Source organism: Xenorhabdus indica (assembly GCF_014467235.1).
Taxonomy (GTDB): Bacteria; Pseudomonadota; Gammaproteobacteria; order Enterobacterales; family Enterobacteriaceae; genus Xenorhabdus; species Xenorhabdus indica.
In genome coordinates, this window is the sequence record NZ_NKHP01000025.1 from 34,493 (window position 1) to 60,134 (window position 25,642).

Here is a 25,642-nt window from a genome sequence, read left to right on the forward strand (position 1 = left end):
GCTTTTGCCCAGTACCATAAATCAACCGTAGGGATTTCCGCAACGGTTGATTAAGTCATTGATTTTTCCGAGGCCGTCACTTTGACCGTTTGGGACATCTCAATATTATCGGTGTCTAAATTACGACCAGACTGCATATTTGCAGCTTGATTAAATATCAATGGGTTAAACCACCCCGAAATAATCGGGGAGCCCCCCAAATTGAGGACTGCGGTATTCTTCGAGGTCACTGAGCTAATGACCTCGACAACAGGACTCCTTAAGCCAAAGGAATTCCTGTAGTTAATTTCCCCAGAATAAAGTTAACAAGTGCACTGCTGCGATTTCAAATGACGGCAGTGAACGGTATCTAATCGCTCCGTTTGAAACGGAAGGATTCCAAAAGGCGGGAAATCCCACCTTTATCTAAGTCGTTGATTTTACTTATTTCCGGCACAGGAAAGGAAATCAATTAAATCAATTAGTTACGTAAGAATAGTTTTTAATTTATTGATTTAACATGATTTTATCAAAGGAGCGGAAATTAAGGGGATCGGGGAGGTGGGGAATGGTGCTTGAATGGAAAACCTGCCCCGCGCAGGTTTAGGGTTAATTTATCAGTCTCTTGATAAGCCAGCAGAAAGAATCTCTTTACAACTAAGAGTTCCTTTACACAGAGAATGAAATGTTTTATGGTCCATGCCAGCTTGCTTGGCCATTGATTTTATTAGATCTCGTGAAAATGGCGCATGGTGCTTATCAACCGTAACCACCCATTTATACCCATATTCTTTTTTGATCCACTGTTCGTGGGAAGTTCCTTTCTTTGGTTTCATTTCAAAACCTAAAGCCGCCAAGGCTGCTACAACTTCTTTATATTTGAGCGGGGTTAGTCTATAAAGAATCATGTCGCGCCATACCTCTTATCAGGCTGGCTTGCGTTGTTCGTCAAACAATCTAAATGAATCAGTATGTTGACGTAAAAGACCTATGACTTTCAAAACAAAGAAAACAGAACGATACAGCCGATATCTTAACCGCATTGATAGAGGTGCTTTCCGATTTAGAAGCTGCTTAGCATATTCAGGCTCGGAATCAATCTCTTCTAGATAATCATCAACCTGAGATTCAAGTTTGCTGATCGCATCATCAATCGAGTCAGCCTGCGCTGCCAGTGACAAATCTAGGCAGGCAGCAACATATATATCGCCCTGTCTATAAGCCATGCAACGTAATCTCATTTTTTCATCTCCAGTAGGGATATCAAAACACAGCTATCAAATAGACAAATATTCCTTGCGGTAATACTAGACCGTTTGAACCTAGTGTTCAACACAGTAAACTGTACTTCTTTTGTTTCGTTGATGATTAAAATGTATCAACCTGTTTCAATTTTCAGCCCTCCGTGGCCTAAATTCATTGTCAGTGAGTCAATACCTCCAACACTTCCCCACGGCAAGTAAGAGTTTCAGTTACCCACAATTAACATTGAATTAACTCATAATTAACGCCAATGTCCCTTTGTGCCCACCCCCTCACTTCGGCGGTTCGGGCCATGCGATATCGGGGGCAGTGGAACAGTCTACCCGGTTGAGCAGGACGCGGTATTTTTTCCAGACGACAAGAGCCGCTTTCTCTTCCTTCGTGGCCATGTCGAGGTCAACGGCGTCCTGTAACGGGGCAATGGTATTTGCCGCCTGTGACATGCGATAACGCTTCTTTGATTCGGCCTGTTGCTGTCGTTCCTCCGGTGTCGGCGGGGGAATATCTCCCCATACAGGTAATCCGTCATCACCCGCTATGCACCTTTTCCCCGCAGGTGGCGCCATGAATTTGCGATAAATCTTATCACTGACCTCAACCCCGTCATCCGGCCACGTTCCCGCATCAATATACAATTGCTGCCAATCAATGGGGTAGAATGCGTTATTTTTTGCACTATAAACGTACCTCTTTCACCTCAATAGCCAATCGCCATCCACGAACAATGCAAGGAAACATTCGTCAGAAATCGGTCTCCTACGGAAACAATACTCCCCACTATAAACTCATTGAGTGAGACGGGATAGCTGAGGGCTATTTCCACGTGAGGTGTATCATTAGGGTTCGCACTTATCGTCACCGAACACACTGATCGGGGAAAAGGGGCGGGGAAATTTAACTAATTGACCATCACTGTATATTCCATTGCCCCACTGAATAATGACCCCGTTCACGGTGTCCCGATACCATCCATTTGTTTCTAACAACGCCTCGGTCGGTGGATTATTCGGACTATAAACCCGGACTCCACCCGCTTCATAAATACCGTTTCCTGACACATTGCCTGTCACATCAACATTTCCATTGATGACGCCGCCTGTTTTGGGGTAAGCATTTTGCGCCTGATTGACCGTGTCCCGTAAGCCCAGATTGTCCACAAACGCCCCCTTATCCGGAATATCCGCCCCGTTCTGCGCTTTGTCGAGGCGGCGGTTGGCGTTGTCGTTGGCATGGGTGGCTAATTTCTGACTGGCCGCTAATGTACTGGATTGACCGAAGCTGTCAGTCAGCGCCACCTGAGAATCAGAGACCATCTTTTTTATTGCCTCAGATAACTGGGCGTCATTGGTCTTGTCTGGATTCATTCCGGCTTTCAGTAATACATTAATCATTTCCCGCTGCACGGTGGTAAACCACGGCGCTTCTAATTTCGTCGGCGGAATACCCGCTGCCACATTCCCATTGGTGAATTCACCGTTACTGTCCGCGGTGTTCGTAATATCACCGATTTTTTGCATGATTGATCCTCACTGAGTAAAAGTGATAAAAATGACATTGAAATTTATGAGGGTTACTGTCTGTAGCCGAACTGAAGAATTGTGTGAGACGGGCTTATTCGCTGAAACTGGCATTCGAGTTTTTTATTGCCCCACGAACGCAACGGATCACCGCAATAACTGCCGCCTGCTACAGCGTAGTTTATTGTGGTTGCCGGGGCATTAATTCGCCAGACAAACGGCCAGTCACCACCATTCAATGCGTCCCCGCACGCAGACATGCCTGCTCTGGCCTGCCGGAATTCAGTTATAGTAATGTGGAATCCCAGTTCTGCCGCCAGTCCGATAAAATAGGACCTGGACTGACCCCCTGTACGTAATAACTTTGAGACCACGGATTTTTGCCGCAATGAGATACTGTCAATTTCCCCAATCGCGCAGTCATCCGGCAGCCCTAACGATTTTTCCCACTCCGGTAACATGATCGTCGCGGTTGCCGGGAAGCTGCCTTCCAGTAATAAATGCGCATCCTGATCACTGCGATGATAGCTACGGGCAAGCGCCCGAATGACCTTACTGATAGCCGATTTCGGGTGCCGCGTCCATGCCATCCCGGCAGGTAACAGACTATTTAATGCCATGGTATAATTCACTTCGCTGTACTGTTTCATGTATATTTCACCTCGCCCCGTACGGGTAAGTGACCAACTGGCAAGGCAATATTCTCTGCCGGTGATGTGATCACAAATCCTGTTGTGCCCGGTATGCCCGCAATGGCATATTGCAGTTCGGATATGAATATGCGCCCGGAACCATCCGGATTACCGTTTTCAAACAGTACGTTATCAATCGCCTCATTAATACGCGCCGTCACATCGGTGCTGACATGAGACAGGCCGTGGAGGGTAAAATCAATCCGGTATTTTATCGGCGATAACACCCAGACTAAGGCCGTGACCGGTTGTAAGGCATAAAGAGCGTCAGCCACCCTCAGTTGATCTCCAGTGGCATGCACAGCATACGGTTCATGGGATGAAACGCCGTCTGTCCCGATGGGAAAACCGCCCTGTGCATTGTTATCACACATAATATAGACGCCAACCGTTCCGGCTCCGGCCGCTCTTGGTCTGACCCAGACACGGGTGATGCCCGGTACGGATAGCGCCCACTGTTTATAATCGTCACTGGAACCACCCTGTGGTGTACCCTGATAGGCGAGTAACATACGAGAGCGAAAATCCGCTTCTTTCTCAATATCTGCCCCGCCTGTTATAGGTGCAATCGCTGTGCCTTCAACATCGACCCCTGCCAGACTCTGATCCAGCGTTAGTACCGTACCCGATGGCGCATTTCCTGCCGCACCGCCACCCGAATCATCCTCTGTACTTTCCGGTAATAACGCAATCAGGCTAACGGTTCCCTGTCCATTGGCATTAATACGAGTCTCAGTCAGGGTCTGGTACTGATAGCCATCCCCCCGGTTAAGTCTTGTCCCGGCAGGGATGATAGCCCCTGCCATCCCTGTAAACTGATATTGTTCACAGTGAGCCGCTGTTGCCGGTTTGCGAAAAATCTTCTTTAACGCAGCCCACCCAGACAGCCATTCATCCGTAGCCGTAAACGGGGTAGTCTGTCTGGCGATATAATCAAGGTAGCCGTAATGCAGATGCGCCATACCTGCGTCCATATCAGCCAGCACACCCATATTGGAAAAGCGTAATAACGGACCCGTTTCCTGTAATTCTGACTGTAAATAACTGCGGTTCTGCGCCCGAAGTTCAGTGAGTGTTTTTCGTTTAAAGGGCATTTTCTCGCTCCCAGACCCAGAAAAAGCGTAAATCCTCGTTATCCCGCCCCGGACGCTGATAACGGATTATCATGTTCAATCGATTAGGCCAGACAATTTGTGTGCGAATATCAATCGCCGCGACCACGCCATCGTCCAGCATCCATTGCAGCGCCTCACGGGCATAATCCTCAGCCGCCAATGCGACAGGGGTAGTGAGTTTCTGCCGATGCAACAACCACAACCGGGAACCTATTTGATAGTCAGCCCCGCTATCACCCCACCAGCCGCGACGATCTGCACCCTCTATATCATCATCAGGACGCGCCTGACGATCCGTAAATAAGCTGATAATGATGGCAGTTTGCAGGTCATTACCGGTTACCAAATCCCCGTGCCCTACCAACCAGTCAGCATGAATATTTTTGACATCCCACCAGGAAGTAATATCACTCATTTGACGGTTTCCCCGGTTATCTGACTGGTGACTGTTGCATCGCCGGATTTCACACCCGGCACTGGATGCGTATGACGGTTATAGGTATCGCGCAACTGTTTCATGGTCGTAGTGTTACTGTTGCAGTTATCAATGACATCGCCGGTCACTTTTAGTACCGGGGTATTCAATAACACTTCGGTGGACGCATTGACGGTGACTTTCGACGCATTATTGACAGTCACCGGTTGCTCTTTCGCTTCAATGGTGATCCCCGATGCTGTCAGTAAGATATGCAGCCCCCATTGGTTATACACCACCACTTCACCGGGGCTTAACCCTTTGTGCCGGTATTGTTGATGATTGCTGCCAATCACCACCGCGTTAGAGCGGTCACCGCCTAAGAACGCCAGTACGACATCGGTATCAGCAGGTAACCCGGATGAAAAACCAAACTCAGCGATCCGGTGGGTATTGTCCCGGACTTCCATTGCAGTTTGATACTGTACTTGCTGGATAACCCCCTTATCATTACAGGTAGTTACCCGGCCTAAACCGAGCATCATCATGGCGCGGCGATATAAATTTTTAGCGGCTTCCATCACGTGAATAACCTCCGTTACGCAGTTCTATGATGGCATCGTAAAATTCATACGGTTGCACAGTAAACGCTGCCGGTGGCATCAAGGTCAGCTCTGCCCGTGTGCCGTCATCTTTATTACGAACATAAGACACTTCCGATAACAGCCATTGTTCGGACTCCAGCCCGAACACCGGTAAATGGATCGGGATCAGGGTATTGGGTGTCCATAATGTCCCGCTGACATCCCGCCAGCTATCAACCAAGACTTTTAGCACCTTAGAACGTCCATAACGGCGGTTCATTTCCCAGTTAATCGCATCTTGTTGTTTTCCCCATGTATGCAAGGTACTTTCGATAATGGTGACGTAATTGCGATAGCGCATCTTTTCCGCCTCCGGGTCTTTTGCTGTGGCAATTGTTACCACTTCATAACCTTTTCCTGCCGACAGTTCAGTTAACCCGCTGACATTCATAGACAGACCGATGTACTCAGAGAACCGTTCATTCATGGAGGACTGGTAATCGGCCATCTCAATATTTTTTCCCTGTGCTACACCACTGGCAGCCACTTTGTCACTGACACGGGTCAGAAATAAATGACCGTCCGGGGTGTCGTAATACAGCAGGGCAGACCAGCGGGTGATGCGGTCAATGATTTCCTGTGAAGATTCCCCCCAGTTCAGGGTGAATTGCGGCACGGCTTCCATATCAGTCACATCCGATTTCACTTCAATGCCGTACCATTGCGCCAGTTTTTGAGCAATTTGTAATGCCGTCGCCGAAGTAATTACGTTCTGCGGCCATTTTGCCGAACAATCAACCAAATCCTGACATTTACCGCGTCCGGTCACCCGTATCTGGTGAGTGCTTTTGTTAATCGACGAATTCCAGATGTCTATATATCCCGTCATCACCGGATCACTTCCCAGTAATATCTGGCAGGGCTGACCCGCTTCTACCAGTTGTTTCTCATCGCTGCCGGGATAATAGTCCATCAGCATCAGTTCAAAATCAGACGGCAACCGTTCAATGCCTCGTGTGACACGAACGCTGTCCCAACCATAAATGGCCTTACCGCCAATTACCAATGACAGTTCATCGTTTTTTTTCATTGTCTCAGCGCCTTAAATCGGGTAGGCATAAAAGCCGGATGACGGGGATTAGTCGCCTGTATCAGTTCATTGCTGCGTCCGGCATCCTGATAAATCCGGTTAGCCACCGTCAGGGCTGGCAACACAGCGGGCAGACTGAACTGAGCCAACCGTCCAGCTTCTGCGCCTTTCAATGCTGAACTGGTCATAAACTCATCCCGCAATGACATCAGGGACTGATAAATGTCATCCATGCTTAAATCACCGGCCATCACTAATGCGGTATCCAGTGCATGACACACCCTGTTCTGTAAATCATGGGCTTCCTGATTGTTTGCCGGGGTAAATTCACTGGCGACCTGAGCCATTGCGCCCGCCGACAACACGACCAACAACAGAACGGTCATTTCTGTGACATACCGGTCAACCGTGCCTTGCTGGTAGCGGGCATTCTGAAAGGCAGCCAGATGTTCAAAGATAGCCACTTTTTCATCGGTACTGCCGGCTGACTGGATAATCGACATCACCACACTGCCGGCTGACTCAGTAAACATTTCCACGGTCGGGGCAGTGCTCAGGGCTTCAAGGCTGCGGGCAATGGCTTTACGACCCATCACCACTTCGGCAGTGGTTTTCTTCACTGTCTCAGCCTCATCACGGCTTCCGTCATCCCGTGACCGAAGCCCCGTTGCTCCTGATACCGTACCGCCAATGGTCCCGCGCTGATAACGGCCGTAACGCTCACTGCCGAAAGTGGTCTTCAACATGTCGCTGAGGTTGGTCACTTCATCCACCGAGCGATTCACCATACCCACCCATTGATTGGCGGTCTGCTTGATGATCCGCATCCCCTGCACCACTGAGCGGATTTCCCCTCTCACCATTGAGATATATTTCGCCAGTGTGGTGGTGTAGGTTTTCAGCCAGTTTTTCTTCACCTCAGTAGCGGACTTGGTACTGTTGGTGACCGCAAAGACTTTCAGGCCCGATTCAATCACCGTTAACGTGAACTCAAACACCCGGCCCGATTCCATGCTTTCAGTCATACGCAGACCGCTTTCTGTCACACTGACGGTCAGTTCACCCAGTGTCGGGTGAACCAATGTCCCCGTTGTTCCGGTTTCACAGGCCGCAACCAGATTCTTACGCTGTGTGATAACATCCGGGGCATCATAAACGGCACTATTCTGAATGATAAACCCCCGGATCGTTATCCTCCGGGTTGCCCGGCCTAAATCTTCCAGCCAGGCAGTATCACGGTACGGGTATTCATGCACGGCCTGACGGCGTCCAAAAACACTTTCCCCGGACACCACAGCAAACGGCACCCCGCGAAAAGAAGCCGGGTGCAAATGTTCCGCCCATTTCCATGACGCATCATTGCCGCCGCCCAACAAAGAAGAAAGGGCATCTTTTATCAAGGCCATGTCATAACCTCTTTTTGGATACAAAAAAACCGCATCAGGCGGTGTTAGAAGTGAAAAACCCGCACGAAGCGGGTTATTTATGATTGATTAAAATATTACAAACCAAGCTCTGAGTGAGAACCAAGACGGACAAGACGTAATATATCAGCATTGGGCTTCTGATAAATTAGTATCAAATCAGGTCTAATGTGACAGTCCCGAAAATCTTTCCACTCCCCTGAAAGGGCATGATCGCAATATTTCGGTTCCAGCAAGCTATCGGAGGACAATAATTCAATTACTGTAGTCAGTGCATCATCAAGAATTTCCCGATAACGACCTTTCTTCTCTCTTTTGTAGTCTCTCCTAAACTGGCTTGTGTAGTCAGTCGTCCGCATTGAGATCAGCCATCAAATCTTTAACTGTGGAAAATGACTTGCCGCCACCTTTGCGAGACTCTTTCATTGCCGCTATTGTTGTCTCATTCGGTATCAAAGGTTCAAACGGCAACGCTTTCTCTCTTGCTACCCGCGTTAACATCATACGAACAGCATCGGATACAGTCAGGCCCATTGCTGCCAAAACAGCAGTAGCTTCTTCCTTAATCTCACCGTCGATACGAGCCTGAATTAACTGGTTTGCAGCCATGATAAAACTCCTCAATGAATTACAATGTAATTCAATTGTAGTTCAATGAATGCCTATTATCAACTTTAATGGGTAAAAAATAGCCACCAGAAAAGGGAATGATGTTTTACGGAACGGTTGTAAAAATCAACTAATGAACAACAAAAAAGCCCAAGGGACTATTTTATGCACTGCTGATCGGAAAGAAGGTAATTTTTGCTATCATCCAGTTTGCAAATTTCTTTGCCATCCTTGTTCAACAATACATTTACCTCATAACGCCCTGTTTTTGGCGATACATAGGACTTACTCACAGATACATTCCCGGAGTCACCGACCCAGAATCCAGAGCCATGAGTAAATAATTTAACTTCTGCTCTTGGTGCAATTATGGTAGGTGGCGCATCGAATTGGTACGCTGTTATATTTGTCGCATTTCGAAGATTAAAATATATTCGATTAAATCTGTTTTTTAACTTCGCTGTACCAAAAATACTAAAGGAGCCATCAGGATCTGCGTTTGGAATATCTCTATCTTTATCTATTAGTCTTGAAGAGCCTCGTATTTTCCCATCATTGTCTATGGCAACCATTTCTATAACCGCAGCACCAGTATTGTCATTGTATAGAGCAACATACATCATTTCGTAGTCTTTTAGTTTCCATACGGAAGTAATTTGAAGTCCATCACCTGCCAATCCTTTTTTGCCTGATTGCTCAGCTAAAGTTTGAGTATAATCAACACCTTTGTAGCAAATGGCATAATTTCCATCATTGTTTGGCTTTATAGGTGCTGTCAGTACATTAAAATACCGCTTCGATGCGCTGCCACGACATTCATAATCTACATTTTGCGTAACAGGTTTTTCGTGCTCTTCATATAATTTTTGGGCAAGCTTATAGGTATCATATGGAGCTACCTTTAATTGGTTATCCTCTGTATAAATAATGTGACTCTCCTTGTCTTTTGGATAAACAAGGGCTTTATCCTTATCCAAAATAACAGACTTAGTGATAGCTACCACGTTATCACCATCTTTGTTTGTTAGATTTTTGATTTCTTTTTTGCCATAACAAAGTGCTCCTTTGCTTTCATAAAAGCCATCAGTTTTAACTTCACAAGTAGACTCTGAACCAAAGAAAAAGAACGCAAAAATAACCAACATTAAAAGACCAATACCACCAAACAATGAAGCTACCACCGTTGCGATTGATCTATACCATGTTGGTTTTGATGACTTGGCGATAATTAGCGAGACAACAAATACTGCAAGAGCAGACCAGATTAAATTCATTTCATCCATTGTTTCCTGTCCAGTTTTTTATGATTCATTCATAACATAATAGACAATATTAATGGGTAAATTATAAGCTATTTCAAGGATAGCGCATAGAAGTTGTGACTTTTCCGGCAGAATTCGACTGGAGTTTTTGCCGTTCTCCGGTTTTCTCATTGACCAGAATGACTTCGAACTGGAACGGTTTGCCAGCGATAGCTTCTTGGAATGCCTTTGCCATACTCTGCACGATATCCATCTCAGACTCGGTCTCTTTTTTCTGTCCGTAGAGTGATGGGTATAGCTGTTCTTGTTCACCAGAACCGTATTGCAGACGCTGCTCTCTAAGTATTTGAGGATTTCTCATCCCCCTCCATCGATCATCATGAATAGCGTCATTAATCCCTGCGTTCATCTGCTCATCACTGTATGGGTTTGACTTATTTTCAACCACAATCATCGCACCCATTACTTTTTTTAACTCTTTCGGATCATGCATATTTATAGGCTGGTGAGGTCCGTAGCCAATCTGTTTAGAAACTGAATCAATATAAGCAGGCGTGTTATTACCAGCTCTTGGGGGGGCGTATTTATACAATAGCGACGTAATGTTATTTAGACCTCTCTCTGCATCCAGCATTAATTGGCGTGCCATAGCCGATAAACCATCATGCGCTGTGTCAAATTTCACATAAACGTGATTATTGCCATAATCTTTACCTACGTTATTTGGTGCAGCCGTTAAATTTCCGGGATTGTTGTTGCGAATGCCTCTCGGTATCCTTCCTTTTACCGGATTGGGGTAAATAGGCGCTTCCACAGCGGGAATATCGGGTACTTTCTCCCCGACATGCTCTGGCTTTTTATGAGGCCATTTCTGATACTTCTCCCTGACACTGTCGGTCATGATACCAAAATCAATCGCTGTTTTTTCATCCCAACTCAGTGAATTATAAAATTCAGGTGTTTTGCTCGCCCATCGCAATTGCTCTGCTTCCTTGCCCCGTGTCACACCCAATGCTTTCATGTAGGCGAATCGGTCATTGTGCTCAAATACCTGACTAATACCGTCAAGACCATCGTTAATCGAATCATCAGATAGGGCAAAATCCGTGACTGAATGACCGGCACGTTGCTTAAACCCTTCCCATGAGGCATTCAGCTTATTTATCGTGCCATTTAAATTAGTTAACTTCTGGTTTAACTCATTAGGAACAGTCAAGCCTAGCGCGTCTGACTGGGTTAATAACTGCTTGAATTTTGCACCCTCGCGTAATAACGCTAACGTATGATCATCGAAACCTAATGTTTCTTTGATAGTTCTTTGTAAGGCTGGGGAATAAGTGGGAAAAACGTCAGCCAGATTCTCCATTGTTCTTATGACATCAGCGGTGCCGTCTTCCTTGCGAACAATGGACACACCCATGCTATTAAGCTGCGCTAATGTTGCATTGTTCCTTGCCTGTAGTGGATCGTTAAAGATTTTATACAGCCCATCAACAGACTCTTTTGCTTTGTCTGCATCCGTGCCTAATATCACCATCGCACCCGACAACCGGGAAAACTCTTCGACGGTCATATTGTTATTTTTTGCCATGACATCCAGATCATAGGCTTCCTTACTTTGTTCGTTCAGCTTTTGCCCCATTTTGGTGATACCGTAACCGATGGCACCGATACCCCCCAGTTTTAAGCCCTTGTCCAGATATTTCCCTGACAGCTCACCGAACATTTTTAGCGGGGGGATCATGTCGCCGATATTTTGCACGTTATCCTGTGCATGGCGTGACATGTCCCTCAACCGGTTGCTTAATGACCCGGTATTTTCCAGCGTCTCACTGCCCCCGAACCGCAAGGCTTCACGTGTCGAATCCAGCAACGGGTTCAGTTGCTTAATTCTGGCTTCAATCTCTGCCAGCGCTTTTGTAGCGTTGTCATCCGCATGTAATTCAAAATCAAAGGCATTACCCATTACCCGACCTCGCTTGATTGATCCGTTCTGCCTGTTCACCCCACCAATTTAGCCGCGACCGACTCAGGAGCCACGCATCTTGTGGCCCCCAACGATAAAAATAGGTGATATCTGCGGCTAGTTGCTGCCACTGTTGGAGGGGGCATAGACCAAAAAACTGGTCAAAAACTCCCGGCAGATATTGAAATCACTGATCGCCATTTTTTTCAATACCGTTTCAGGGATTCCCGACACTAAGGCAATCAGTAATCTCATAGCGGGTAAAATGCTGTGACTGTTTTTACTTTGCGCCTCATAAAATTGCTCAACCTCAATCAGGGCAGGTTCGCGCAAATGAATTTCTTCGTAAACTTCTTTGCCGCCGTTGCTTTCAATCGGTTTGCTCAACTGGACTATTTTGGTCTTTTCCACGTTAACTCCTTAGTTTTCTGTCACTGAAATGCCTTCCCAACGAACTTCGAACTCCGCATCTTCGCTGCGCACTTCCTGCGTGTTTACGGTCCACATGCCTTCACCAATAATGGTCTTGCCGTTCGCCAGTTCGGCCACAATGGTCACGTTGGTCTGGTTGTTAAAATCCGCGACGGTCGTCCCGCCGCTGTCACGCACCCGGCAGGAAATAAAGCACGGACTGGGTTTTTCTTTGTACCCGTGCACGTAATCCATCCCGGTTAAGGTCTCGCGGGTGACAGATGAGGGGCTGTAGGTAAAGTCCCCCACCACCATAATACTGACACCATCCACCGTGACATAGGCTGTCCCCGCCAGCCTTCTCGTTGTGTTTCCCATGAGGTTTCCTTATGACGTCGGTTGCAGACGGAATTGATTCAGAAGCGCGAAGACACGCAACTGGTTGATCAGCGTGCCGGTCCAGAGGACATCCAGCCGGTTAGGGTTATGGGCGTTAACCTCGACCTTTAAGCCGGCGGCAAACGCCTTGGCATCCTGTACGTAACCGTTAAATTCCAGTGTCTTGTATTGGGCGATCAGTTCTGCCCGCACAATATTGGGGGTCACAATGGCCGAGCCGGGCGCAAAGCGGGTCCCGTCTTTCGCCAGTTTCATCCGCCCCAGTTTTGAGGTGATTTGCGTACGGATATAACGCGAGACGTACATCAGCAAAAACAGTGTTTCTATCTGAAGGTAGCTGTCGTCATTATCACCGTACGGGTTTTTCTGGTAGGTGCTGATCAGGTTCTCTATCTGTACCGTGCCGTCATCCGCCACTGTGAAGGTGGAAATTCCACTGTGCAACAGGTTATTGCGATCAATCAGGTCGAGCTGATTCTCAGCCGCCGGGGATAACACACCCGCTACCGGTAAGGTTTGTAATGGTCTGCCCGGATCATTTCTCAGACTCGGTGCAGCCGCACCGGTGATGGCCGCGGCCCAAACGTAGTCGGGGGTCGGGGATTTCGTGACCCCTAACAGGGTTTCGTGTTGATTGTTTCGGCGCTCGCCCATATCCGCCAGTTCGCCATACACACCACTGACCACACTGAACACGTGACCGTACAATTGCTGCTCCCATGACCAGCGTCCGCCGGTATCGGACAAAAAGGCCTTGAGTTCATCCAGTGAAACCGTATCGGTGTACGGGTTGACGATAAAATCAAAGGCCCGGTCACTGAGGTTGGCGAGACTGCTTTTTAATTCCGGTGCACCTGCGCCGCCTGTCATTTGAGTGATACGTAACTCCATGCCTGCCGGGGTTTCTTCACCACCGGCTTGCCCCCGGTAGTTAAGGCTGATATCAATACCATTGCCGTGAGCACCTTTGTTTTTTGCGGTCAATGTCACTGTGTGATCCGTTGCCATTGCCGTGACAGGCAGGGTAATTCTGCGGTTAATGGCCGCCGCCAGTGACGCCGCAATCTGCGTCAATTTATCGGTCGCCATCACGGTCACCTGCACACGCTGCCCGGCGATATACAGGGAAATCACCCCGGCGCGGGTCGGCAGGGATACTATTTCTACTATCCCTTTGGCGGTCAGCAGGTTATCGCTGTCTTTCAGGGGTAACGCCCACAGTTCCGCCGCAGGATCATTCGCCAGATACGCGGCGGTCATGCCATGCAGCAGGGAACCATGACCAAACTGGGAAGCCGCCTGTTCGGCGGAAGAAATGCGCACCGGAATATCGGGGGACGCAATGGCCTTATCCAGCATCTGACCGAGGATCAGCGAGCGTTGGGTTGCTGTGGCACTGTTTGCCATTGAGTTATCGAATTCCACAAAAAACAGCGGCGTTCTGAGATTATTGGGAATACGGGAAAAAGGGATAGCCATTATTCAGTCTCCTGCGCACCTTTTTTGGCGAGTTTGGTTTCAGTTACGGGCTGACAGAGTTCAACGTCACCGTCTCTTACACGACGATGCCAAAACAGCGTGTCGGGGACTTCTGTACAACCTTCAGGCAAATGCGTGCCTTTAGCCGGATCGCGCACACTGCGCCCGGCAACGGGTTTGACAAACATAGTGATTACTCCAGATTAATGCGGATATGAGGTTCGGGGGTGTGTTCCGGCATCGCAATAGTGACGTCAATGCCCTCCAGCGGGTTGGCTTCAATCGGGTAAAAGTCCTCCGGGCCCTGATAGTATTCAATGTCAATATCCATCAGAAGCTGAGCCAAATGCCCTTCCCCACTGGCGTCAATATCAATCTGTGACCGGATTTCCGCAAATTGCTGTATTTCCTTCGTGAGTGCATAACTGTTTATTACAGCGCGTTCGATTTGTTCCCGCAAAGCCTCCAGTGCCAGTTCGGCCTGCTCCGCGCCGTTTCCCGACTCACTGTCAAATGCCTCCAGGCGCCCGGTGACTCTGACCGTTGTTATGGTGTCAAACTGCGGCGCATTACGGCCATGTGACTTTTTATGATCAAACGGGGTTTGTACCAGTATGCACGGATAATCATCACTCCGTGTTGACCAGTCGCGCGGGGAATAGACACGGGATTGCGCATCTGTCTTTCCTGTCAACGCCTGAACCACCAGGTGACGCACGGTTGATGCGTTCATTATTTCACCTTATTGAGTTGTAAGTGCGTACCGCCGTGACTGTCCGGCTGTACATCGCTTACAATGAATTCGGTATTGACGCGGTACACAAACACCCTGTCACCCTGTTTGGGGGGCGCGTTGAATACGGCATCACGGACTCCCAACAGGGGTTTAGTGGTATTGATGTCGCTGTCCCCGTCAAGGGATCCCACCTGTTGGGTATAGGCGCGATCAAACACGCCCATAATGTCGTAAGACTCGCCATGCTTAGGCCGCCAGTTCACCCGCTCAGCAAATTGTTTATGCAGCGGGGCCAGTAAGTGCTTATCCCAGTCAATCGGCATGCGTCCCCCGCTGAATATTAATCCCGCCCTGAACGGTCACGGGATTGCTGGACAAAAGTTGCGCTCTCAGGTCATCCAGTCTCATGATAACGCCCAGCTGAATCAGGCGGCTGGCATCATCACCGAAAACTTCAATCACGGTATTTTCCGGGTAATCAGTCCCGTTATGCCGGACAGTGTGACCTTTAGCAACGACAAATTCGGGCGTGTTTTCGCCTGTTGTTTTCTCATTTTCATCACCGGAATATTGTTGGGGTTCAGTGCGCGTCTGCAATTTTTGAGCGTCTGTTTCGACCTGCAATTCGGGCGGTAATCCGCCCGGTTCCTGCTGTGTTTTCTTTGCCATATCACACCACCATTGCGCACAATGCCGCGTTCACCCGGCTTGGAATCACCAGCGGCGCAGACTGCATCAGTAAATAACGCTGTGCCGGATCTTCCTGCAACCAGGATTTCGGGGCATACGCCATCGGACCATAATTGAATGCCGGATCTTTAATCGCCCCAAAGGCACGTGTTCCCATCAAATCTGCGCCCGACATCAACACGGCGCCATCCGGTATCATGGGTTTTTCAACGTTATCCAGATCATCAATAAACCAGTCGTTATACAGCCACAGGTCGTAATTCCCCCAACGCCCTTTGTAAACAGCACCCGTAGCCACACGGGGGGCAATATCAACCTGCCTGTCAGCAGGATTGAGGGCCGGATAAATTATTGCGCCTTTCTCAATCGATGTGTCCTTACAAAAGGCCTGCCAGGATTTGTTGGTGAAAACGATATCCGTGGGGGCAGAACCGGTGATCCTGAGGATACGTAACCCCCACTCTTCGATATCTTCGGCGGGTTTAGTGTTGGTTTTTCCCGCATCCACCTTCAGCGGCCATTTGTCACTGCCGCTCAGGGTAACCGTGAGTTCCGAAGAACGGCCAAAATCAATTACCGCTGTTGGGAAGCCTGTCCCTGCAACGGTGATTTTACCAAAAACCATCGCATTGGCCGCCATCCATTCCTGACGGCGGTTAATCATGTCGACCTGGTCAGCCATTTCAAATTGCAGGTTTACCATTTCACGCTCACCGGCGCTGAGTTCCCCACCGATACGTTCCCCAATCTGACGGCGAACCGGTTTAAATAAGTCGGGGGCGCGCTTGTCCTTGATATAAGCGGGCTTAAAGCTGTTGGTCTGGTAGGTACGGCTTTCGACCAGTTTTCCAGCCACCAACGGCGAGACAAACGGTGACATACGGCGCTTGCCGATATCTACGTCAATGGATACTTCCTCTTTGTCTTCGGTGATAACGTTGGGAAAGAAGCGGTCCAGTAACCAGTTTTGACTGGTGATCAGATTAGGTACTAAACCAACCAGTACGTTAGTATCGTAAATATTCATGCAGTTTCTCTACAGTAAGGCCAGCGACATCATCGCCAGCCTGAAAATGAAAACGAGCGCAGCCCTGCCAGATAACGGCATCAGGTGCAGTCAGAAAAAGGAGGGGGGTTTAAAAGCCCGGCGTGCTGTCTTTCAGGAAAATACTGAAAGATCGCAGGGCAGTTTTGAGTTCGGCTAATGTCCAGCTCTTATCAAAGATAATCCGGTGCGCATTAAATTCCCCCATCAGGTACACACCTGCGGTCTGGCTGCTGACGGTGGTATCTACCGTATCCACCAGAATAGCGGCGGGTTTCTCGCTGCCATCGGTCGCGGTTTTCACGCTCAACACATATTCCCCGGATTTGTTCATGCCAAGTACGGTGCCGCGCTTCAATACACCGAATTTAGCCATCGTCACGGTATCGGTGACTACCTGTAACTGGCCGGCAATGAGCTGATCAGGAATAAACATGCTCGACGTCATGCCGGGGGCGAAAGGGTTAGGACCTATATTCTCCATTATTGCTTACCTTTTACTCGGTTATACAACGCGGTCGCCGCAGCGATCGCAGCCTCGGCGCTGCCCGCTGCCGGAGCCTGAGCGTCCGGGCCTAACCGCACCTGTTTTTCGTTACGCATCCGTTCATCCAATGACAACCTGGATTTTGCCGGTGACGGGGTGACTAATCCCATGACTGACAACGTGTTAATGGCTTCACGCACGGACAAGCTGGTGTTAAAGGCTAAATGTGCCGCCATATCAGGACGGCCCGCCGCATATTTGCTGCCAAAGATGTTGGCACAACGTTTGCGTTCGGCGCGGCGGCCTTTTTTGACGTCCTCGTTCTCATCGGCGTCAGCATCATCTTTATCCTCTTCCGCATCCGGATCGTCATCATCGCCTTCTGACTTCGCCTTCTTGGCTTTTTTCGCTTTTTTACCTTCCTTTTTGCCGTCCTGCTCTTCGGCGTCTTCACGATTTTCATCGTCTTCCGCGTTTTCGTCACGCTCCTCTTCCTCGGCGTGACGGCCTTTTGCTTTACCGGCTTTTTCGTCTTCCTCATGCTCATCAGAGGCGCGCGCTTTGATTCCTAACAAATGGGCAAATTTATACATCGTTAAATCACTCCAGATTTTTTCATTAGTGTTTGAAATGCGACATCCGGGGAAGCGACTTCATCCGCTAACCCAATCTGTACGCCCTCATCTGCCAGATAACAGGCAGCTTGTGTATTGCGGATGTTCTCTTCCGAGAGTCCGCGGTTACGGGAAACAGTGCGGACAAAAAGACGCCCCATTTCATCAACATCATGTTGGATAGCGGATTTCGCCTCCTTGCTCATCGGTACATAAGGATTACCTTCTGCCTTGCGCTCCCCGTAAGTGATGATGGTCACTTTCAGGCCGTCTTCTTTAATGCGCTGCGACCAGTCACAGTGAATCACAATCACCCCGATCGAACCGACGCCACCCGTGCGCGGCACAGTGATTTTGTCGGCTGCACTGGCAATCGCATACGCGGCAGAATAGGCATACTCACTCAGAATAGCGTGAATGGGTTTCTCTCCCCGTGACTGATAAATCAGGTCTGCCAAATCAAAGCAACCGGCCACTTCACCGCCGGGGGAATCGATATCAAGGCAAATTCCTTTCACTTCCGGGTCATTGAGTGCCGTCAGAAACGCCTGACGAATGCCGTCATAACCCGTCATGCCACTGTAAGGCCGTAGTGTGCCCAGTTTTTGTACCAATGTACCCTGCACCGGAATAACAGCAATGCCCTCTAAGACGTCATAGCCGTTGTCAGATTTACCCTCACGGGTGAAACTGTCATCGTCATCCCAATACATGCCCGCCTGAACCTGCGTAATACCAAAGCGGTCAGTCAGCGCTGCCATCACTACCTCGGCTTTGCGCGGGTGTATCGCCAGCGGTACATTAAACAACCGTTGCGCCAGATGCGGTAAATTCATGGGGATACCTCCTTTTTACCATCGGCAGTCAGACGGGATTGCACCCAGCTCGGCAACGGTAATCCGCGCGCCTGACGCGCCTCTATTTCGTGCGCCTGCTGATCCATAAATTCTTCCCAGTCTCCGCCTGCGTTTTCCGCAATTTCGATTTCCAGTGTGGACAGTCCAGCTTCCAGCCCCATAATCGCCCCTTCTTTTTCAGCCACAGGATCCACCCATCCCCGCCCCGGACCAATCCAGCGGGCACGGCAATACGCAGCCCGTGCGTCCAGAAAATCCGGGGCATCTTTGGGTAAGGGCAATTCTTCGGTCTCGTGAAGTTCCTCGACAAAGGCACTTAATATCGGCTGGGCGAATCCCACTGAAAAATCATCCCGCCGCCGAGTCAGCGTCTTCCATGCCTCCAGCATCGCTGCACGGGCAGAGCTGTAGTTCACATCTGACCAGTCCTGTGTGACCTGCTGGGGTGATAATCCGGTTGCCGAAGAAATATTGCGCAGCACGGCACTTTCGAATATCTCAAAATTGCTGTGTGGCCGCGCGGCATTCACCGTGTTGATTTTCTCACCCGGATACAAAATTGGCATACGCGCCCCATTTTGCAGGGATAACCGGCGTTCATGATGAAATTCCACCCGGCCGCTTTGGTAATAACCCAGATTCGGATCATCACTCATGCCGGTATCCCCCAATGCCGCCTCCACCATCGCCGGGTCATACGGTGATTCGATATAGGCGGCAAAGATGGAATTTAAGATAGCGGACTCCAGTTCACTCTGATCGTATTTAATCAGCATTTTCAGGCGCTGAACAATCGGGGTTAACATGCCATTACCCCGGTGTTGTGCCCCCCGATCATAGTCATAATCGTGTACCACATGCGGACGGCCCCACGCGGTTTCACGGGGAATGCGTTCCCACGTCATGGTTTTTTTGCCGCTGTACCAGTCGCCGATATGCGCTTCCCGGATATGGTAAGCAATGGGGGCGCCATCGCTGTCTATCTCGACGCCGCCGCGAACATACTCTAAATCGGCACGTTCCTGTGGATTACTGAGGCGGTCAGGATCCACTATCTGGACGGTGGTTGCATAACGTCCGCGGCCTTTACCTAACCGGTCAGTCCGGTATTGCAGCACCGCTAAAGCATCGCCGTCGATTAACTTGTGACGGAAAGCCAGCCGCATCATCTGCGAGACAGTTTGTTTGCGTTCCACATCACAGTAACGCCCCGGATCATCGGCCCATGAACGCCAGTGGGCTTCAATGACTTTGCGGTACTCTGCGGCCCATGTCACATCAAAGGCGTTATTCCCCGTCAGTAACGCCAGCATCCGGTAATCGGGTTTCAGGATGGGACGAAAGCTAGCCCCGATAGCGTTATCTAATACGCGGGTGATAGACCCTGCGGCCCAGCCATCATTACGGGCCAGATCACGTACCCGTGACACAATGCGGTCGCGGTAAATATTGATTTCATTATCCGGTGACCCTAATGCCGGTTGCCAGTTCGCCAGCTGATCACTGAACGAATCTGCCGCATCATAGGGAACCCGGCTGCCGCCCGTCAGCATCGAATAACGCGGGCGGGAAGGTGCTAACGGTTTGCCATCCGGCCCCAATATTTGAACTGTCATCAGAATCTAAACCTCGCAGGGCGGCGTGTACTGATACCTAACTGCCCCTGTATCATCTGGATCAGCGCCAGTAAGTGCCCTAAATCCGTCTGTTGGTAGGACACTGACCGCGTGCCGTCGCCCTGAGAATAGGAAAACGACACGCCTTTGCTACCGGTGGCTAAATCAATGTAAGCGGCTTGCGCAGTTTCCAACGCAGCCAAAAGCTGCTCGCGGCTCATGCCTGCCAGCAAGCTGGTATTGCGATTAAGCATAATTTTTTCCTAGGGCAACAGTTGTGAGATGGGTTTGCGTGTCTGCGGTTTATCCGGTTCCTGAATCACCACACCGGGGTATTGCAGGTTGATTTTAGTTTCCGGCTCTTCGGGCGGAGGTTGCAGCCTGCCGGGGTTGGCTTCAATCGCATTCGCCAGCAAATTGAGTTTCAGACCCAGATACAACAGACCACATAACGCCGCGTAGCTGTAGACCCGGCAATCCAGCGCCTCGTTGGCACGACCGGGGATCTGCTCCCAGATACGGTAACGCTGACCGCCTGAAATCTTAATCACCGAGCGTTCAGCCAGTAACTGACTAAAATAATTTAACTCACGGTCAACCGGGAAATGCATATACGCCGGAGCCGGTTCGCCCGCGTCGGGCGGCTCAATATGCAGCCGGGCACGGATTGCATCTTTGGCCGCATTGACGCCAATAATAATCGGTTTGAAACTGGATTTACTGCGGGGCGTTGGGCGTTTAGTCGGCCAAATTGGTGAGCGCGCACCGCCCCGTGCCGACTCCCCTTTAATCGCCCAAATCCGCCTGCCTAGCCGTTCGCGGGCAAAATCATACACCCGCTGGGTATGGTGACCGCCGGAATCCATGCAGGCCGCCATAATGGTAAATCCGTAACCATCGGCACGCCGCCAGATCTGCTTTAAGTAAGCATCCAGACGACGCCATGGCTCATCCGTTTCTAAATCGCCTTCAATGACATCATGAGCAATCGACCAGCTTTCTTCATTACGTCCCCAGCCAACCACTTCAATCTCAAAACGGCCGTCCTGAGTATCAATGCCGGCAGTGAGCAACGCCACACCATCCGGGACTTCCGCCGCCCAGACTTCGCAACGTTCCAGCAGCTTACGTTCACTGAGGGCTTTTTCCCCCCGATCTTCATAAGGTTCACCGAGGACAAGGTTAATAAAGGTCTGGCGCATCAGGGGGTCATCTTTCACCCGTAACCATTCCGCCACCAGATTTTTCCATGCGGCATTGGGAAACAGGCTATAGCCTGCCCAGATATGAAAGCCCGCATGACCCCGGAACGGCTGACTGGCCCGCCATTCACCCCGCTTAATCATGCCGGGCTTATCGCTGTCCTGAATCACACAACCATGATGCCGGCAGACGTAATAGGCGGTTTCGGGCAACCCGTTGTTGTGTTCGTCTTTTTCCCACTTGATGCCATAAGGGGTCTCAGGCCCGCCCCATTCCAGCACCTGATACTCATTACAATGCGGACAGGGCACGTAGTAGTAACGCTGGTCACTGTCCTTAAAGGCTTTTTCTATCCGGCTGGTTTCTTTAACAGTGGGGGTTGACCCCAGCACAATCTTACGGTTCCAGAACGTCTCAGAGCGTTTGATACCCAATGCTATCTGATCACCTTCCGCCCCTGCACCGCCCGAAGGGTAGCCGTCCACTTCATCAAACAGGATGATGCGGCAGGTGATACGACGGAATCCGCCTGGCGAGTTTGCCCCGACCAGTGTCAGGTTCGCCCCGTTGGAAAAGGTCTTTTTCAGAATAGTCTGGTTTGAATCTTTGGCTTTCGCTTCACCCGCAATCGCTTTTAATTCCGGGGTGTCGCGCAACATCGGGGCGATTTCGGTTTTACTGTAGTCTTCCGCATCTTCCACGCGGGGCTGTACAACTAATATCGGAGCCGGGTCATGCGACAGGTAATAGCCAATCACATGATCCAGTATTTTGGTATAGCCCACACGGGCAGACTTCATGACCGACACTTGCGTCACTCGTGGGTCAGTAATCGCATCCATGATGCCGTCCTGGTATTTGAACGAACGGAATTTGCCCGTTTGAGCGCTGTTCTCTTTGGATAAAACAGCGTATTTGTTCGCCCACTCACTTAACGATAAAGGTTCTGGAGGTCTGGTATCTGTGCGTTTATGAACCAGTGCACGGGTGAATTGATGCCATGCATTATCCCCCCTGTTCACTGTGATCAAGGCTTAATTCCTCCATTGCCTCATAGATGATTTCCTGCAACGCAGCCACAAATTCAGCATCCGTTGATGTGGTTGCCAATGCTCTCAGCCGGGGGCCGTGCTCAGGGGCTATAGCAATCAGGCGCGTTCGCATCCTTGAGTATTCTTCACCGACCTTGTTCACCATATCCCGCCACGGCAATACTTGTCCTGATTTCAGGTCATATTCATGTTGGGTCAGCAGCGCCAGATAGTTTTCCTTCATAGTCCGGGCTTCATCCAGTGACATGGTTGCGCCGCGTTCCGTGAGAATACGCTCAACGATTTTTGCCGGGGAATCGGGTTTAGGTGTGTTACCTGATATGTTACCCACTTTGTTACCCTGGCTGTTACCTTGCTTGTTACCTTTGGACTTTTTTTCATTCCGGGTAACAGTTTTCCGGTAACGTTCGATATTGGCATTTGATGCTTCAACATCAATGTCGTCACCGTCCATAACCAGCCGGCCACGGGCTTTCCACGTCGTGACAGTCTTGCGGCTGACCCCATGTAATTTGGCAAATTCTGACTGGTTCATCTGTTACCTCGGTGTTACCTGTTACCCAAATTTCAAAAACTCATAGCTAGTGAAAAACCGCGGCGCGCAATGCCCTTGATTTATAAAGACTTTAGGAAGGACCCAAGAATATTTGTCTGTATTAGCTCCTTTCTGTTCATGGCAATCAGACGATCAATCTCTTCCGCACTCATCACTGTTACACTGCATTGAATGGCAGCACTAATCTGTTTATGTAAGTCCTGGGCCATCAATGCAGCCATGATGGGATCTGGAATAAGTTCTAATTTCTCAAATTTCTCATGTACTTTATTAATAATATTTTCAACTTCACTTTTTGTAGGCATTATCACATCTGAAAGTAATTCGCATTTCATAAGATCTCACCTTTCTCCTGTCTTATTTACTTCGCTGTTCGCATTGCTTCACTCAATGCTCTATTAATAGCCGATGGCATTAAAGCCTGAGCCATTTGTTGTGCACGCTCCTGATAGCCAAGCACAGGTTCAACGGGTAACGCATCACCGAACCGAATAAGCAGTTTTGGCGGTCTTTGTTTCACTCTCGGTCTGCGTGTGCCATTAGGTGATCGTTTCAATCGGCGTTTACCTTTCTTTACCTTCTTGGCTTTCTTGCGTTGCCATACACCATTAACGTCATTCCCGTATCGCGTTGAGACTTCACCAATGAAGATGTCATCTTTCCCTTTCAACTGATTCAGCTTATTACGAGGTAAGTTACCGTATTTGTTTAGCTTGATGTTCTTGGGGTTGAGCAAAGCAGCGCCATTCAGCTTATGCATGCCACCTATCTCAAACGGTTCCAGGTAGCTGGCAGCCGTTGGTAATACAAACACTTTCGCCGTTAGATCGTTCTTGCGTGCGCCTTTACTTCTGACCGCTTTAACCGTGAAGGGCGTCGGGTTTTCCAACTTACGCTCAAAAGCAACTTTCTGGGCTTTCTCTATCTTGCGTGCGACCTCGGTAAGCGCCTGAGCTGCTGCAAAGGGGATTTGCTTTCGTATCTTTGCCAGTTGGTTAGTAAGATCGTTGAGGTTAGCCATTTTATTTCCCTATTATAAAATTCATTAATATGTGTATCATTAGGGTTACAATATTTGACTCACCTATCATGAATTCACTAATAAAAGGAGTTCACATGAAAAAATTAGCCGCCCTATTGGTCGCCATGTCACTACTTCCGTTTGGCGCTTATGCTAAAGCTAAGGTCGATGTTTCTAAAATTTATGGGAACATTAAAGTCGTTAATTCGGGGGCAGACTATAAGGTCAAGATTGTTAACTCATCACCTGATCTGAAAGTTAAAGTCGTCACAAGTTCCGCAAACTCTCCGGGCAAATGGCGAATGGTGACTGCATCACCAGATTATAAAATCCAGTTCGTAAACTCATTCCCGGACTTTACTATCAAATACGTAGACTCGTTTCCCGGTCCAACTAAGTGATTCATTTGCAGACGGGTATCTCTTCACTCATTAACATGGAATAGCCCTCGATAAGAGGGCTAGGCGATGGAAACAAAACCACCTCATTTAGCATAATCAACTGCGCTGGTTGATATAACCCCGACAATTTTTGCACGGTGGTTATATAAAATGCTGAAAAAACATTCAGAATGTCACTTGTCGTCCAATATTCCATTATCGGACTTTGACTACATAGCAATCACGACTCAATGAACCATGATGGCAATGTAAGCCGTCTCTCCGGCTGTCACATCTCTTCGTCTGCCTACAGCGGATGTTGCTGATAATGACCCGTAGTAGCACACGGTGGCATGGGTTATTTTTGATTCTGTCTGTACGCTCGATGTTAAGGTGACATGTCATAGCTCATACCGGCAGACGGCGATAACCCGACGCAAATAAAAATGCCACCAGCCCGTGTGCGCTGGGTACGCGGTAGGAACGGGTGGCAGCATGGGTTATTCCTGTAACCACTCAGGGAATGGATATAAGAATAAAAGGCCTGCTTTTAACCACATCAGGCGAGGTGGCTTCCTGCTTTCCACAGTCAAGGAAAACTGATAAATTGGTTATTCCACAGCCAAAATAAGGAGTTAACTAATGTCAGTAAGTTATGATGCTCGTGCACTTGCTGTTGAATACCTACGCAGAAATAAAGAGGAACTATCAGCGGATGAATATTTAGTAAAAATGCTTGAGATCGAAAAGGCTTATTCAACCTATCTGGAAGAGAGTGAATCTCAAAAAATGCTAGATACTTGGGCTACTTTGGGCCGCGAATCATAAAGGTCATACCTTTTATAATAGCCTCGGCGGTGGTTTCTGCCGCCGATATGACATCTTCTCGACTGACTCTTGCTATAACCTTATGTTTAACCACCTCGGTAACCGCGTGCTTGACGGTTTCCATAATAGTATTAGCAGCGTGAATATCGGTTTCTTTACCTAAAACGCTGACATGGTTTTTTGGTGTGTTATCGACATCAGCAATAGCACCATGAATGACTGTTATTTTTTCTTTCATTTTGTCACCTTATAACATTCAGTTTTAATGTAATCCTGCAAGTACTTAGTCTGTCGTTCGTTCTCTGCCATCATTTCTCTGAGGCGGTAATAATCTTGTCGAGCTGGTTCGGTA

36 protein-coding genes are annotated in these 25,642 nt (G+C 48.9%); 2 read left to right on the plus strand and 34 right to left on the minus strand.

Annotated features, from left to right (window positions below):
• Positions 1-596: 596 nt before the first annotated feature.
• The 32 genes from Xind_RS16255 to Xind_RS16405 all read right to left on the minus strand — a co-directional run bounded on the left by Xind_RS16255 (position 597) and on the right by Xind_RS16405 (position 24,082).
• Positions 597-887, minus strand: a complete 291-nt coding sequence (locus Xind_RS16255) for a type II toxin-antitoxin system HicA family toxin (protein WP_187650463.1) — start codon at positions 885-887, stop codon at positions 597-599.
• Between the two features lie 18 nt (positions 888-905).
• Complete coding sequence (locus Xind_RS16260) at positions 906-1,220, minus strand: DUF1902 domain-containing protein (protein ID WP_187650464.1); 315 nt, start codon at positions 1,218-1,220, stop codon at positions 906-908.
• Positions 1,221-1,514: 294 nt separating this feature from the next.
• Positions 1,515-1,877 (minus strand): tail fiber assembly protein, encoded by a 363-nt coding sequence (locus tag Xind_RS16265; protein WP_222941836.1) that lies wholly within the window; start codon positions 1,875-1,877, stop codon positions 1,515-1,517.
• A 62-nt stretch (positions 1,878-1,939) separates the two neighbouring features.
• A complete protein-coding gene (locus Xind_RS24630; protein WP_420856077.1) occupies positions 1,940-2,110 on the minus strand; it encodes a hypothetical protein in 171 nt (56 codons plus the stop codon).
• On the minus strand, positions 2,079-2,759 hold the full coding sequence (locus tag Xind_RS16270; protein ID WP_222941837.1) for a hypothetical protein: 681 nt from the start codon (positions 2,757-2,759) through the stop codon (positions 2,079-2,081). Before Xind_RS16270 ends, Xind_RS24630 begins: the two co-directional genes overlap by 32 nt.
• Before the next feature lie 53 nt (positions 2,760-2,812).
• A complete protein-coding gene (locus Xind_RS16275; protein WP_187650465.1) occupies positions 2,813-3,409 on the minus strand; it encodes a YmfQ family protein in 597 nt (198 codons plus the stop codon).
• A complete protein-coding gene (locus tag Xind_RS16280) occupies positions 3,406-4,545 on the minus strand; it encodes a baseplate J/gp47 family protein (protein WP_187650466.1) in 1,140 nt (379 codons plus the stop codon). Before Xind_RS16280 ends, Xind_RS16275 begins: the two co-directional genes overlap by 4 nt.
• Positions 4,535-4,981: a phage GP46 family protein gene (locus Xind_RS16285; protein ID WP_187650467.1), complete on the minus strand. Its 447-nt coding sequence runs from the start codon at positions 4,979-4,981 to the stop codon at positions 4,535-4,537. The genes Xind_RS16280 and Xind_RS16285 overlap by 11 nt, the downstream gene beginning before the upstream one ends.
• Positions 4,978-5,562, minus strand: coding sequence for a phage baseplate assembly protein domain-containing protein (locus Xind_RS16290; RefSeq protein ID WP_246432579.1), 585 nt, complete (start codon positions 5,560-5,562; stop codon positions 4,978-4,980). Before Xind_RS16290 ends, Xind_RS16285 begins: the two co-directional genes overlap by 4 nt.
• Entirely contained in the window at positions 5,549-6,655 is a 1,107-nt protein-coding gene (locus tag Xind_RS16295) for a phage baseplate assembly protein (protein WP_187650468.1), read from the minus strand. The genes Xind_RS16290 and Xind_RS16295 overlap by 14 nt, the downstream gene beginning before the upstream one ends.
• Positions 6,652-8,061, minus strand: coding sequence for a DNA circularization protein (locus Xind_RS16300; RefSeq protein WP_187650469.1), 1,410 nt, complete (start codon positions 8,059-8,061; stop codon positions 6,652-6,654). The genes Xind_RS16295 and Xind_RS16300 overlap by 4 nt, the downstream gene beginning before the upstream one ends.
• 95 nt (positions 8,062-8,156) lie before the next feature.
• The gene (locus Xind_RS16305; protein ID WP_187650470.1) at positions 8,157-8,438 is read right to left on the minus strand and encodes a type II toxin-antitoxin system YafQ family toxin; all 282 of its coding nucleotides are present in this window, start codon (positions 8,436-8,438) and stop codon (positions 8,157-8,159) included.
• Positions 8,425-8,688 carry a type II toxin-antitoxin system RelB/DinJ family antitoxin gene (locus tag Xind_RS16310; protein ID WP_187650471.1) on the minus strand — a complete coding sequence of 88 codons (264 nt, stop codon included), beginning with the start codon at positions 8,686-8,688 and terminating at the stop codon, positions 8,425-8,427. Before Xind_RS16310 ends, Xind_RS16305 begins: the two co-directional genes overlap by 14 nt.
• 158 nt (positions 8,689-8,846) lie before the next feature.
• On the minus strand, positions 8,847-9,971 hold the full coding sequence (locus Xind_RS21815; RefSeq protein WP_246432580.1) for an ABC transporter permease: 1,125 nt from the start codon (positions 9,969-9,971) through the stop codon (positions 8,847-8,849).
• 73 nt (positions 9,972-10,044) lie between these two features.
• Positions 10,045-11,916: a hypothetical protein gene (locus Xind_RS16320; protein WP_187650473.1), complete on the minus strand. Its 1,872-nt coding sequence runs from the start codon at positions 11,914-11,916 to the stop codon at positions 10,045-10,047.
• A 117-nt stretch (positions 11,917-12,033) separates the two neighbouring features.
• Entirely contained in the window at positions 12,034-12,327 is a 294-nt protein-coding gene (locus Xind_RS16325) for a phage tail assembly protein (RefSeq protein ID WP_187650474.1), read from the minus strand.
• Between the two features lie 9 nt (positions 12,328-12,336).
• A complete protein-coding gene (locus Xind_RS16330) occupies positions 12,337-12,705 on the minus strand; it encodes a phage tail tube protein (protein WP_187650475.1) in 369 nt (122 codons plus the stop codon).
• A 9-nt stretch (positions 12,706-12,714) separates the two neighbouring features.
• On the minus strand, positions 12,715-14,205 hold the full coding sequence (locus Xind_RS16335) for a phage tail sheath subtilisin-like domain-containing protein (RefSeq protein WP_187650476.1): 1,491 nt from the start codon (positions 14,203-14,205) through the stop codon (positions 12,715-12,717).
• On the minus strand, positions 14,205-14,393 hold the full coding sequence (locus Xind_RS16340; protein WP_187650477.1) for a DUF2635 domain-containing protein: 189 nt from the start codon (positions 14,391-14,393) through the stop codon (positions 14,205-14,207). Before Xind_RS16340 ends, Xind_RS16335 begins: the two co-directional genes overlap by 1 nt.
• Positions 14,394-14,398: 5 nt before the next feature.
• Positions 14,399-14,938 (minus strand): ATP-binding protein, encoded by a 540-nt coding sequence (locus Xind_RS16345; protein ID WP_187650478.1) that lies wholly within the window; start codon positions 14,936-14,938, stop codon positions 14,399-14,401.
• Entirely contained in the window at positions 14,938-15,264 is a 327-nt protein-coding gene (locus tag Xind_RS16350) for a head-tail joining protein (protein ID WP_187650479.1), read from the minus strand. The genes Xind_RS16345 and Xind_RS16350 overlap by 1 nt, the downstream gene beginning before the upstream one ends.
• Entirely contained in the window at positions 15,254-15,610 is a 357-nt protein-coding gene (locus Xind_RS16355; protein WP_187650480.1) for a hypothetical protein, read from the minus strand. The genes Xind_RS16350 and Xind_RS16355 overlap by 11 nt, the downstream gene beginning before the upstream one ends.
• Position 15,611: 1 nt before the next feature.
• On the minus strand, positions 15,612-16,658 hold the full coding sequence (locus Xind_RS16360; RefSeq protein WP_187650481.1) for a major capsid protein: 1,047 nt from the start codon (positions 16,656-16,658) through the stop codon (positions 15,612-15,614).
• A gap of 109 nt (positions 16,659-16,767) precedes the next feature.
• Complete coding sequence (locus Xind_RS16365) at positions 16,768-17,160, minus strand: head decoration protein (protein WP_187650482.1); 393 nt, start codon at positions 17,158-17,160, stop codon at positions 16,768-16,770.
• Positions 17,160-17,756, minus strand: coding sequence for a hypothetical protein (locus Xind_RS16370; RefSeq protein WP_187650483.1), 597 nt, complete (start codon positions 17,754-17,756; stop codon positions 17,160-17,162). Before Xind_RS16370 ends, Xind_RS16365 begins: the two co-directional genes overlap by 1 nt.
• Before the next feature lie 2 nt (positions 17,757-17,758).
• Positions 17,759-18,613, minus strand: a complete 855-nt coding sequence (locus tag Xind_RS16375) for a S49 family peptidase (protein ID WP_187650484.1) — start codon at positions 18,611-18,613, stop codon at positions 17,759-17,761.
• Positions 18,610-20,253 carry a phage portal protein gene (locus tag Xind_RS16380; RefSeq protein WP_246432581.1) on the minus strand — a complete coding sequence of 548 codons (1,644 nt, stop codon included), beginning with the start codon at positions 20,251-20,253 and terminating at the stop codon, positions 18,610-18,612. The genes Xind_RS16375 and Xind_RS16380 overlap by 4 nt, the downstream gene beginning before the upstream one ends.
• Entirely contained in the window at positions 20,250-20,504 is a 255-nt protein-coding gene (gpW, locus tag Xind_RS16385; protein WP_187650486.1) for a gpW family head-tail joining protein, read from the minus strand. Before gpW ends, Xind_RS16380 begins: the two co-directional genes overlap by 4 nt.
• Before the next feature lie 9 nt (positions 20,505-20,513).
• Positions 20,514-22,484 (minus strand): phage terminase large subunit family protein, encoded by a 1,971-nt coding sequence (locus Xind_RS16390; RefSeq protein WP_187650487.1) that lies wholly within the window; start codon positions 22,482-22,484, stop codon positions 20,514-20,516.
• Positions 22,459-23,040 carry an RNA polymerase subunit sigma-70 gene (locus Xind_RS16395; RefSeq protein ID WP_187650488.1) on the minus strand — a complete coding sequence of 194 codons (582 nt, stop codon included), beginning with the start codon at positions 23,038-23,040 and terminating at the stop codon, positions 22,459-22,461. Before Xind_RS16395 ends, Xind_RS16390 begins: the two co-directional genes overlap by 26 nt.
• An 80-nt stretch (positions 23,041-23,120) precedes the next feature.
• A complete protein-coding gene (locus Xind_RS16400) occupies positions 23,121-23,396 on the minus strand; it encodes a hypothetical protein (protein ID WP_187650489.1) in 276 nt (91 codons plus the stop codon).
• Between the two features lie 26 nt (positions 23,397-23,422).
• A complete protein-coding gene (locus tag Xind_RS16405; protein WP_187650490.1) occupies positions 23,423-24,082 on the minus strand; it encodes a hypothetical protein in 660 nt (219 codons plus the stop codon).
• 95 nt (positions 24,083-24,177) lie between these two features.
• Between Xind_RS16405 and Xind_RS16410 the strand changes: the two genes are divergently transcribed.
• Both Xind_RS16410 and Xind_RS16415 read left to right on the plus strand, forming a co-directional pair.
• Entirely contained in the window at positions 24,178-24,483 is a 306-nt protein-coding gene (locus Xind_RS16410) for a 7(1) septoil knot domain-containing protein (protein WP_187650491.1), read from the plus strand.
• Between the two features lie 621 nt (positions 24,484-25,104).
• Positions 25,105-25,290: a hypothetical protein gene (locus tag Xind_RS16415; RefSeq protein WP_187650492.1), complete on the plus strand. Its 186-nt coding sequence runs from the start codon at positions 25,105-25,107 to the stop codon at positions 25,288-25,290.
• Here the strand turns inward: Xind_RS16415 and Xind_RS16420 are convergent.
• Together Xind_RS16420 and Xind_RS16425 are read right to left on the minus strand one after the other, a co-directional pair.
• Positions 25,268-25,528: a hypothetical protein gene (locus Xind_RS16420; RefSeq protein ID WP_187650493.1), complete on the minus strand. Its 261-nt coding sequence runs from the start codon at positions 25,526-25,528 to the stop codon at positions 25,268-25,270. The genes Xind_RS16415 and Xind_RS16420 overlap by 23 nt on opposite strands.
• The coding region (locus Xind_RS16425) for a lysis system i-spanin subunit Rz (protein WP_187650494.1) at positions 25,525-25,642 on the minus strand (118 nt) is incomplete at its 5' end. The genes Xind_RS16425 and Xind_RS16420, both read right to left, overlap by 4 nt.

Coding starts and splice junctions, on each gene's coding strand:
- Xind_RS16255 (WP_187650463.1), bottom strand. CDS start 887: ATGATTCTTTATAGACTAACCCCGCTCAAATATAAAGAAGTTGTAGCA.
- Xind_RS16260 (WP_187650464.1), bottom strand. CDS start 1,220: ATGAGATTACGTTGCATGGCTTATAGACAGGGCGATATATATGTTGCT.
- Xind_RS16270 (WP_222941837.1), bottom strand. CDS start 2,759: ATGCAAAAAATCGGTGATATTACGAACACCGCGGACAGTAACGGTGAA.
- Xind_RS16275 (WP_187650465.1), bottom strand. CDS start 3,409: ATGAAACAGTACAGCGAAGTGAATTATACCATGGCATTAAATAGTCTG.
- Xind_RS16280 (WP_187650466.1), bottom strand. CDS start 4,545: ATGCCCTTTAAACGAAAAACACTCACTGAACTTCGGGCGCAGAACCGC.
- Xind_RS16285 (WP_187650467.1), bottom strand. CDS start 4,981: ATGAGTGATATTACTTCCTGGTGGGATGTCAAAAATATTCATGCTGAC.
- Xind_RS16290 (WP_246432579.1), bottom strand. CDS start 5,562: ATGGAAGCCGCTAAAAATTTATATCGCCGCGCCATGATGATGCTCGGT.
- Xind_RS16295 (WP_187650468.1), bottom strand. CDS start 6,655: ATGAAAAAAAACGATGAACTGTCATTGGTAATTGGCGGTAAGGCCATT.
- Xind_RS16300 (WP_187650469.1), bottom strand. CDS start 8,061: ATGGCCTTGATAAAAGATGCCCTTTCTTCTTTGTTGGGCGGCGGCAAT.
- Xind_RS16305 (WP_187650470.1), bottom strand. CDS start 8,438: ATGCGGACGACTGACTACACAAGCCAGTTTAGGAGAGACTACAAAAGA.
- Xind_RS16310 (WP_187650471.1), bottom strand. CDS start 8,688: ATGGCTGCAAACCAGTTAATTCAGGCTCGTATCGACGGTGAGATTAAG.
- Xind_RS21815 (WP_246432580.1), bottom strand. CDS start 9,971: ATGGATGAAATGAATTTAATCTGGTCTGCTCTTGCAGTATTTGTTGTC.
- Xind_RS16320 (WP_187650473.1), bottom strand. CDS start 11,916: ATGGGTAATGCCTTTGATTTTGAATTACATGCGGATGACAACGCTACA.
- Xind_RS16330 (WP_187650475.1), bottom strand. CDS start 12,705: ATGGGAAACACAACGAGAAGGCTGGCGGGGACAGCCTATGTCACGGTG.
- Xind_RS16335 (WP_187650476.1), bottom strand. CDS start 14,205: ATGGCTATCCCTTTTTCCCGTATTCCCAATAATCTCAGAACGCCGCTG.
- Xind_RS16340 (WP_187650477.1), bottom strand. CDS start 14,393: ATGTTTGTCAAACCCGTTGCCGGGCGCAGTGTGCGCGATCCGGCTAAA.
- Xind_RS16345 (WP_187650478.1), bottom strand. CDS start 14,938: ATGAACGCATCAACCGTGCGTCACCTGGTGGTTCAGGCGTTGACAGGA.
- Xind_RS16350 (WP_187650479.1), bottom strand. CDS start 15,264: ATGCCGATTGACTGGGATAAGCACTTACTGGCCCCGCTGCATAAACAA.
- Xind_RS16355 (WP_187650480.1), bottom strand. CDS start 15,610: ATGGCAAAGAAAACACAGCAGGAACCGGGCGGATTACCGCCCGAATTG.
- Xind_RS16360 (WP_187650481.1), bottom strand. CDS start 16,658: ATGAATATTTACGATACTAACGTACTGGTTGGTTTAGTACCTAATCTG.
- Xind_RS16365 (WP_187650482.1), bottom strand. CDS start 17,160: ATGGAGAATATAGGTCCTAACCCTTTCGCCCCCGGCATGACGTCGAGC.
- Xind_RS16370 (WP_187650483.1), bottom strand. CDS start 17,756: ATGTATAAATTTGCCCATTTGTTAGGAATCAAAGCGCGCGCCTCTGAT.
- Xind_RS16375 (WP_187650484.1), bottom strand. CDS start 18,613: ATGAATTTACCGCATCTGGCGCAACGGTTGTTTAATGTACCGCTGGCG.
- gpW (WP_187650486.1), bottom strand. CDS start 20,504: ATGCTTAATCGCAATACCAGCTTGCTGGCAGGCATGAGCCGCGAGCAG.
- Xind_RS16395 (WP_187650488.1), bottom strand. CDS start 23,040: ATGAACCAGTCAGAATTTGCCAAATTACATGGGGTCAGCCGCAAGACT.
- Xind_RS16400 (WP_187650489.1), bottom strand. CDS start 23,396: ATGAAATGCGAATTACTTTCAGATGTGATAATGCCTACAAAAAGTGAA.
- Xind_RS16405 (WP_187650490.1), bottom strand. CDS start 24,082: ATGGCTAACCTCAACGATCTTACTAACCAACTGGCAAAGATACGAAAG.
- Xind_RS16410 (WP_187650491.1), top strand. CDS start 24,178: ATGAAAAAATTAGCCGCCCTATTGGTCGCCATGTCACTACTTCCGTTT.
- Xind_RS16415 (WP_187650492.1), top strand. CDS start 25,105: ATGTCAGTAAGTTATGATGCTCGTGCACTTGCTGTTGAATACCTACGC.
- Xind_RS16420 (WP_187650493.1), bottom strand. CDS start 25,528: ATGAAAGAAAAAATAACAGTCATTCATGGTGCTATTGCTGATGTCGAT.